Source organism: Acinetobacter sp. RIT698 (assembly GCF_009668065.1).
GTDB classification, from domain to species: domain Bacteria; phylum Pseudomonadota; class Gammaproteobacteria; order Pseudomonadales; family Moraxellaceae; genus Acinetobacter; species Acinetobacter guillouiae.
Window position 1 is genome coordinate 57,898 of sequence record NZ_WJYH01000026.1, and the last position, 8,586, is coordinate 66,483.

7 protein-coding genes are annotated in these 8,586 nt (G+C 37.2%); 6 read left to right on the forward strand and 1 reads right to left on the reverse strand.

What is annotated here, in order from left to right; translation table 11 throughout:
* Positions 1–276: 276 nt before the first annotated feature.
* Genes tssH through GJV03_RS12795 form a run of 6 tightly spaced genes read left to right on the forward strand, consistent with a single transcriptional unit; the run spans position 277 to position 7,846 of the window.
* Complete coding sequence (tssH, locus tag GJV03_RS12770; protein WP_154130222.1) at positions 277–2,949, forward strand: type VI secretion system ATPase TssH; 2,673 nt, start codon at positions 277–279, stop codon at positions 2,947–2,949.
* Between the two features lie 19 nt (positions 2,950–2,968).
* Positions 2,969–4,072 carry a type VI secretion system protein TssA gene (gene tssA, locus GJV03_RS12775; RefSeq protein WP_004723563.1) on the forward strand — a complete coding sequence of 368 codons (1,104 nt, stop codon included), beginning with the start codon at positions 2,969–2,971 and terminating at the stop codon, positions 4,070–4,072.
* A gap of 6 nt (positions 4,073–4,078) precedes the next feature.
* A complete protein-coding gene (tssK, locus tag GJV03_RS12780) occupies positions 4,079–5,443 on the forward strand; it encodes a type VI secretion system baseplate subunit TssK (RefSeq protein WP_004823587.1) in 1,365 nt (454 codons plus the stop codon).
* A gap of 14 nt (positions 5,444–5,457) precedes the next feature.
* A complete protein-coding gene (icmH, locus tag GJV03_RS12785) occupies positions 5,458–6,258 on the forward strand; it encodes a type IVB secretion system protein IcmH/DotU (RefSeq protein WP_004723567.1) in 801 nt (266 codons plus the stop codon).
* A gap of 11 nt (positions 6,259–6,269) precedes the next feature.
* Positions 6,270–6,866: a hypothetical protein gene (locus GJV03_RS12790; protein WP_154130223.1), complete on the forward strand. Its 597-nt coding sequence runs from the start codon at positions 6,270–6,272 to the stop codon at positions 6,864–6,866.
* Positions 6,863–7,846 carry a M15 family metallopeptidase gene (locus GJV03_RS12795; RefSeq protein WP_004723569.1) on the forward strand — a complete coding sequence of 328 codons (984 nt, stop codon included), beginning with the start codon at positions 6,863–6,865 and terminating at the stop codon, positions 7,844–7,846. Before GJV03_RS12790 ends, GJV03_RS12795 begins: the two co-directional genes overlap by 4 nt.
* Before the next feature lie 266 nt (positions 7,847–8,112).
* On the opposite strand, the gene GJV03_RS12800 is transcribed toward GJV03_RS12795, so the two are convergent.
* Positions 8,113–8,424: an ankyrin repeat domain-containing protein gene (locus GJV03_RS12800; protein ID WP_154130224.1), complete on the reverse strand. Its 312-nt coding sequence runs from the start codon at positions 8,422–8,424 to the stop codon at positions 8,113–8,115.
* Between the last annotated feature and the right edge of the window lie 162 nt (positions 8,425–8,586).

The following is an 8,586-nucleotide window of genomic DNA, read 5'->3' on the forward strand; positions in this document are numbered from 1 at the left end:
AGACTTAAAAATAAGACTAAAAAAACGTACCCTCGTCAAGTTAAATTTCGTATCAATATTTTAACCGTTTGATAAAAATGACTTTTTTAATTGGTTGCATAATATACATAATATCCTGTCTTCACAAAAGTTTTTTTTTATGTAAAATATTTCCAGTGATTTTTAAAAAATTATTAAATATTTGATTTCAATATACTAATTTTAATGCCAAATTTATAGGCTAGAAAATTTAGAATTTATTTGCCTAGAAATAAAGTTTTTTGAGAGAGACAGAAAATGACAGATCTAAAAGTTTTGATTAAAAAGTTATCAGCATCTTCACGTACATCTTTAGAACAATCCGCCAACTTATGTGTAAACCATCAAAATTTTGAAATCGAAATCGAACATTTTTTTGTCAAATTATTAGAACAACAATCCAATGATCTTGAACTTCTACTTAATAAATACAAAATTTCAAAAGATGCACTTTTAACAGATTTATTAGAGTGTATTTCTCAACTTCCTAAAGGAAATACCCGTACACCTATTTTTTCCAAATCAATTGTTAGACTTCTTGAACAAGCTTGGTTACTTGCTTCGGCTGAACCAGACCCAGTGATCCGAAGCGGTCATTTATTGATTGCACTTTTAACAGCATCTGATCTTTACCAAATTGCTATTCGAGCATCGAGCTTATTTGATCTGTTTCCAATCGATACGATGAAGCATAAATTTTTGGAAATTTGTGTAAACAGCGCCGAAAATATTCCAACAAATTCTCAAGAACAAGAAGCTGAACTTAAGAATCAGCCAACAGACAATTCCGCTTCGAGCAAAAAGACACCTGCATTAGATCAGTTCACCATTAATTTGACTGAAAAAGCCCAAAAAGGTGGAATTGATCCAGTCATTGGTCGTGAATATGAAATCCGTTTAATGCTTGATATCTTGATGCGTCGTCGTCAAAACAACCCTATTTTAACGGGTGAACCTGGTGTGGGAAAAACGGCTGTTGTAGAAGGTCTGGCATTAAAAATTTCACAGAACCAAGTGCCCGATGCGTTAAAAAATGTCCAATTACACTCTTTGGATATGGGCCTGTTACAAGCGGGTGCAAGTGTTAAAGGTGAGTTTGAAAACCGCTTAAAACAAGTGATTCAAGAAGTACAACAGTCTTCTCATCCAATTATTTTGTTTATTGATGAAGCTCACACCATGATTGGTGCGGGCGGCCAAGCTGGGCAAAATGATGCTGCGAACTTATTAAAACCTGCACTTGCGCGCGGTGAATTACGCACAATTGCAGCAACAACTTGGGCTGAATACAAACAATATTTTGAAAAAGATGCTGCTTTAAGTCGTCGTTTCCAAGTGGTCAAAGTAGAAGAACCGACTGAAGAAGTCGCGATCGATATGCTACGTGCCATGATTCCAGTGATGGCCAATCACTTTAATTTACGCATTGATGATGAAGCGATTATCACCGCTGTTCATTCTTCACATCGTTATATTAGTGGCCGCCAACTCCCGGATAAAGCCATTAGTGTGCTTGACACCGCTGCGGCTCGTGTTGCGCTAACCCAAAATGCTCAACCGGTCAAACTTGATCAACTTAAAGCACAACAACATAATTTAAATCTTGAATTCAATATTATTGAAAATGAACACCGTCACCAGCCAATTCATGAAGAACGTTTAGCTCAATTAACATCATCATTGGAATTGCTTGATCAAGAAATTCAGCAAACAGAACAACAATGGCAAGCCGAATTGGCATTGATTCAAAAAATCCAAGCATTAGAAACTGCTGAACAGGCTGATTCCAACAAAGATGAGATTCTCAGTACACGTAAGCAGCTATCTGAGCTACAAGGTCAGCAACCATTGGTCTTTGAACGTGTAAATGCCCAAATTATTAATGAAATTATTTCAGACTGGACGGGTATTCCTGTTGGTAAAATGGTCAATGATGAAATTAAGCAAATTCTCAGTCTGGAAGAAAAACTTGAAAAACGTGTGATGGGACAAGATTATGCCCTACATCAGTTGGTTCAAGGTATTAAAACATCAAAAGCACGTTTAGAAGACCCAAATAAACCACAAGGTGTTTTCATGCTTGTCGGTCCAAGTGGTGTGGGTAAAACAGAAACTGCCTTAGCACTTGCCAATGAACTTTATGGTGGTGAGTCACATTTAATCACCATCAATATGTCTGAATACCAAGAGGCGCATACGGTTTCTTCGCTTAAAGGTGCGCCTCCAGGATATGTCGGGTATGGTCAAGGCGGTGTTTTGACTGAAGCCGTTCGACGTAATCCGTATAGCGTTGTGTTATTAGACGAGATTGAAAAAGCACACAGCGATGTCCAAGAACTGTTCTACCAAGTTTTTGACAAAGGTACGCTCGAAGATGGTGAAGGTCGTGTGATTGATTTTAAAAACACCACGATATTACTGACGTCAAACACGGGCTCAAATGCCATCATGCAGGCATGCTTAAATCAACCTGTCGAAGAATGGCCAAGTGCTGAAGAGCTGACTGAACAACTCAAACCAAGCTTATACAAACAATTTAAGCCAGCATTCTTAGGCCGTATGCGAATTGTCCCTTACTTCCCATTACATGATGATCTATTAGTCAGAATTATTGAGCATAAACTAGGAAAAATTACAGCACGACTCGAAAAGCAGTATGAAACCAAAGTGACATATAGCGATGATTTAATCGAATTAATTCTAAGTCGTTGTACTGAAGTTGATAGTGGCGCACGTAATGTTGATAACATTTTAAATGCCTCAGTGTTACCTGCTTTGGCCACTGAAATATTGGTGGCTTTGGCTGAACAAAAAATACCAAAAGTCATTCATATTGATACTAAAGATGATGAAATCATTTACCTATTAGATCCACAAGCGAAGCCAGCAAAGAAAAAGTCGAGCAAAAAATCAAAAGTTGTGGAAGCTTAAATATATACGAGTATAGAAAATGGATATAAATTTAGACGTCTTATTAGAACCTATTTCTGATGCTCATCCGTGTGGAGAAGATTTATCTTTTTCCAATGAGTTTCACGAAATCAAAAAAGCACGTACCCATGATGATCCTTTATTAGACCAAGGTGATTGGATTTCTGAGCCAAAGCAAGCCGACTGGTCATTTGTTGCAGAAAAATCAATCCAATTACTCACGCAAAAAACCAAAGATATTCGTTTATTAACCTGGCTTACAGAAGCTTGGACAAACCTCTATGGCTTTGAAGGCTTAATCAAAGGACTGGAACTGAGTCACCGTGTTTTAGAACAGTTCTGGTTAAAGATTCATCCTGAAATTGAAGATGACGACTTAGATCAACGCTTAGGCTTACTGCAAGGTTTTACCACCCAATTACCGAGCTTGGTAAAGAATGTTCCGCTCATCAACATTCAACCATTTTATTCACTTGCCCAATACGAAAAATTCTTACATTTACAGAATAATCGTCGTAAGCAAGCCGAAGATTCTGACAGTGTAGAAGCGTCCTTAGAATTAGATCAATTCAATCAAGCGCTATTCAATACCTCACGGACTTTTCAGTATCAAAATTATCAGCAATTTCAAGAAATTTTGCAGCATTGGAATATTATCAAACAAACATTAGATGCATTAATGGAGCTGGAAGCACCAAGTTTTGCGAGTATCGATTCACAGTTTGAAAATATTCAAATGAACCTGAAAAAAATCTATAAAGCAGACTCATTTGGAAACAACACCAATACAGCTGCAGTTGAAGATACCCCAGCTCAAATGACAATGCCAGTAACAGAAACAACGCATTCAGCTCCAATTCCACAAGCGCAAACATTTCAACCTCAACCACAAAGCCATTTACAAAACCGTGAACAGGCAATGCGGGTTTTACAAGAGATTGCCGATTACTTTCAAACCAATGAGCCGCATAGTCCTGTGAGTTATATGCTGCAAAAAACAATTAAATGGAGCCAAATGCCTTTACATGAATGGTTAACTCAAGTCATTAAAAATGATAATCCCCTTGATTCTATTCAAGAATTATTGGGCGTAAACCAAAATAATGAATCTTCTGAATGGTAATCATCTATGTTTAAAGCAGAAAAAGTTCTTTGGGGTGAAGGTTTATTTTTAAGACCACAACACTTCCAATTACAAGATACGTATCAAGAACAACGACTTAACCACACCATTCGTTCAACGATTCCTTATCCTTATGGAATTAAAAATCTTCGATTTGACGAAACACAACTGGGCACACATGTGCTTGCTTTAGAGCAAATCGATATGATTTGGCAGGATGGTGAAATTTACCAAGCGCCGGCCAAAGATCTGTTACCACAACCAATTTTATTGGATGAACTGAACTTGCGTGGGGAAATGTTAATCTACTTAGCATTGCCTATTTTACAACCGAATAAAAAGAACATCTCTGATGAACAGGATAAACAACCTGCTCGCTACCATTCATATTTGAATGAAACTCACGATCTTTTTACTGATGCATCCCCTGCTGAAATTACATTTCTTCGACGCCGAACTGAATTTAAACTTTTTGATGTTCAAGCAGATCCAAATCAAGATTTAGATGGTTTTTTATATCTTGCTATCGGTAAAATTCGACGTCATAGTTCAGGGAATTTTGAGATTGATTCAAAATATATCCCACCAATTTTACATATTCAGTCAAATGAAACCTTATTGGCAAATTTGAAGCGAACATTGAACGTTGTTCGTGCCAAAATTAAAATGATTCAAACCAATAACCGTGAAAATGAACAAAAGCTCATTGAATTTAGATCGGGTGATATTGTTTCATTCTGGTTGGTCAATGCACTGAATACTGCTCATGCGACCTTGAATCATCTGTTACAAAATCCGCAGATTCACCCTGAAAAACTATTTTTTGAACTTCTGCGTTTAACTGGTTCATTGCTGACATTCTCGACCGCATATGAAGTTGAACATTTGCCACAATATCAACATCATAACTTGCAAGATAGCTTTAGTCAGCTTGATAAAATTCTACGCGAATTGCTCGATACGATTATTTCAAGTCGTTATATCAGTATTGCGCTAAAAGAAATTCGCCCATCATATTGGGTCGGAAGCTTAGAAACAGATAAAATCACTAAAGAATCAAGACTTTATATCGCTGTTTCTAGTAGCATGATGCAAACCCATGAACTGATTCAAATTGTCCCACTGCGTTTCAAAGTCGGGAATACTGTCGATGTTGAACAACGTGTTGTTGCGGCACTTCCTGCAATCCCAATTCATCATTTAGTCCAAATTCCAACTGCTATCCCGGTGCGTTCTGGTGTGAATTATTTTGAAATTGAACCACATCATGAAATGTATCAACGTATGCTTGATTCTGAAACCATCTGTATTTATGTCCCTGCAGGTTTCCAAGATATCAGTATTGAATTAATTGCAGTGATGAATGGTTAAGCGAGGAGTATGTCATGAGCCAGAATAATATTGCCCCCTCACTGTTTGATGATGGACAAATCGGTGGAGGTTCTTTACCTCAACAATCCAAAATCACACAAGCAACCAATTTAGTCGACCTTCTACATGACGGATTTTATATTGTTTTCTTATTGAAAAATCAGTATGTTCCAGAAAATGCAAACGGCTTTAAAGACAAAATTTTAGACTTGTTGAATCGTTTTGAACATCAAGCAAAAAAACTGCAGTTTTCTCCTGAAGATATTCATGATGCAAAATATGCATATTGTGCCTTAATTGATGAAACCATTGTTACTCAACAAGATCCATCATTCTTTAACCTGCAAAATCATTGGTTAATCAGTCCACTTCAATTAACTTTATTTGGTTCACAACTTGCAGGTTATCGATTCTTTGAGTTTCTCGAACTGATTCGTGCTCGTGGTAAAGAAAGATTGGCTTCACTCGAAGTTTTTCATTATTGCTTATTGCTTGGTTTCCAAGGTAAGTATCGTATTGAATCGATTGAAAGTTTAAATCATCTTGTGGCACGAGTCGGTGATGAAATCGATTATTTAAAAGGCAAAAAGACTGCTTTTTCTCCTTTTGCGGCTTTACCAGATCAAATCAAAAATATTATTCATAAAGAATTACCCTTTGTTTGGATTTTAATTTTCCTGTTGTTATTTGCTGTACTGGCTTTCGCTGGCCTAAAATTCATGTTGAATAAGACGGAAAATGCTTCTATTGCGAAATTTAATAATGTGATTTCTGCACCTGCTGAACAAGCACATATCACTATTCAATTGCCTTGACAGGTTGAATTATGACACAAGAAAAACAAACATCTATTCGTATATTACAAAGTAAACCCGCTAAAAAAACATTGGGGAAATCATCTGTTTTTCTACTTGGTTTAATTGCTGGGATGGTTATTTCTGCTATTTTCTTTTTTGTTTTTATCAATATGAACCCAACAGAAAGTGCCAGTACCAATACAGATTCGGTTGCAACACAAGAACCTGAACTACGCGATGTGCATGCTGAAGAAGCAGCAACCAATCATCACGATGAAAATGCTGGTGCATATAAGCAGCATATCAATGAAAAAGATTTCAATCAGATTTTTAAACATGAAAATAAGGTTGCTGCTCAGAAAAACCCAAATCCGAATGCCTCTCCGTTTGAACAAATGCTAAAACCAGAGGCGAAACCAGCAGTGCCACCGCCAGCTGCAACCAGACCACAAGCTGCAATAACCGCAAAACCAGTACCAAAAGAGAAAGTAGAAGCAAAGCCAGAAGCTGCTGCTAAACCTACTGAAAAAGAAGCCGCACCTAAAAAAGAGGAAGCGCAAGAAGCTTCCCCTGAAGGTACAGTGAAAATGACGATAGACCGTAAAGTCATAGAAAACAAACCATGATTTTGTTTGTTGTCATTTGCTTTATCTTTTTGGTGCTTGGTCTAACTTTTCTGATGTCTTATGAAATTAGACATAAAACCTTAGACTATCTTAAAGCACTTTTACCGCAAGGTAAGAGAAAGCTGGCTTCTGCAAAGCACTTTGCAGAACAAATGAATCAAGCAGCCTCAGCCAATCAAACCCAAACCCATTGGCATTTACAGCAATGGTGGATTTTGATTGCGGGTTTCTTTTTACTTTCCAGCATTCTTGTTTTTGCATTTACACGACCAATTGATCCGACAAAGGTTGAAGCAGAATATTTAAGAAAAACTGACCCTCAAATTTATGCACTATTAAATGGTGAAGTTTTAACCCCTCCTCCAGCAGTGGATGAAAGCTTAATTGATGCTGCGATTGTTCAAGCACAAATATTAGAAAGAGACAACCCTGTTCCAAATCATCAATTCCCGAGTGTAAATCCATCAGCTATTGATAATGAAGGGGTTGGAGATCAACGTAGCAGCTTCGATACAGCAATGGTTGACCGTAAATGGGACAAAATGCATCCAAGTTATAAGCAGCGTTTACTGATGGTCTTTAAAATCATGAAAGAGCGCCATGGTTATGAAATGGTACTTTTAGAAGGTTATCGTAGTCCAGAGCGTCAAACTCGTTTATCTGGCAATACAGCCACGACTTTAGCCAAAGCCTATCAAAGCTATCATCAGTTTGGTTTAGCTGCCGATGTTGCCTTTAAACGAGATGGTAAAGTTGTCATTTCTGAACGAGATCCTTGGGCATGGAAAGGCTATCAATTATATGGGGTTGTTGCTGAATCTGTAGGTTTAACATGGGGTGGACGTTGGACACGCATTCATGACTATGGTCATACTGAGTTCCGTATGCCAGGACTGCGTAAAAACCGTGAATCTGCTGAACGCTTGATTGCTGAAGCACAAGGCAAAGGGCTTATGGCAAATAATATTGATGTAAATTAATTGCCATGCTGTCTTTGTAGGAAAATGCTTACAGCAATCACAGCGATTGTCATCTATACGATCAAAGCCTAGTCTTATATTCTATAGCTATAGGGAACAGGAAGTTTCCCAGACATAAAACAACAATAAAGCGTCTGAGCATCAGGAACGTGAGATTCGACAGGAGTCAGATCTAACACACGAATACGAAGAAAACCCCATCAGGATGATGGGGTTTTCTTTTTATATCTATAGAATATCTGATTCACATCACATTGTTTGAGAATCTATAAACCATTTAAATACGCAATAATCTGTTGATTTTCAGCCATTTCTGCAAGCTCTAATGCGGTAAATTGGCTTTTATAGTCTTTGTTTGCGCCTTTAGAAATCAATAATTTAACGATATCTAAATGATCATTTTCCGCCGCAGCTTGTAGCGCACTATAGCCATCATTATCAGTTTGATTAACGTCAATACCTTGTGATAACAGTTGTTCAACCTGTTCAAACTCTCCTAAAGATGCAGCATACACCAGTTCAGGAAGATGTAATTCTTCATCATGATCAGGAAGCGGTGAGAAAGAGTTAAGTTTCATAAGAAATACCCAATTTTTGTTCAATTATTATTTAGCTAAAAATTTTAAAGGTCAATAGTCCATTATTCAATGAATTCAGTGATCAATTAACTCAATATAACTAGATCTCTTTTCATTTCGATAATCAACACCGTGCATAAAAAAACACCCCAATCTCGTTAA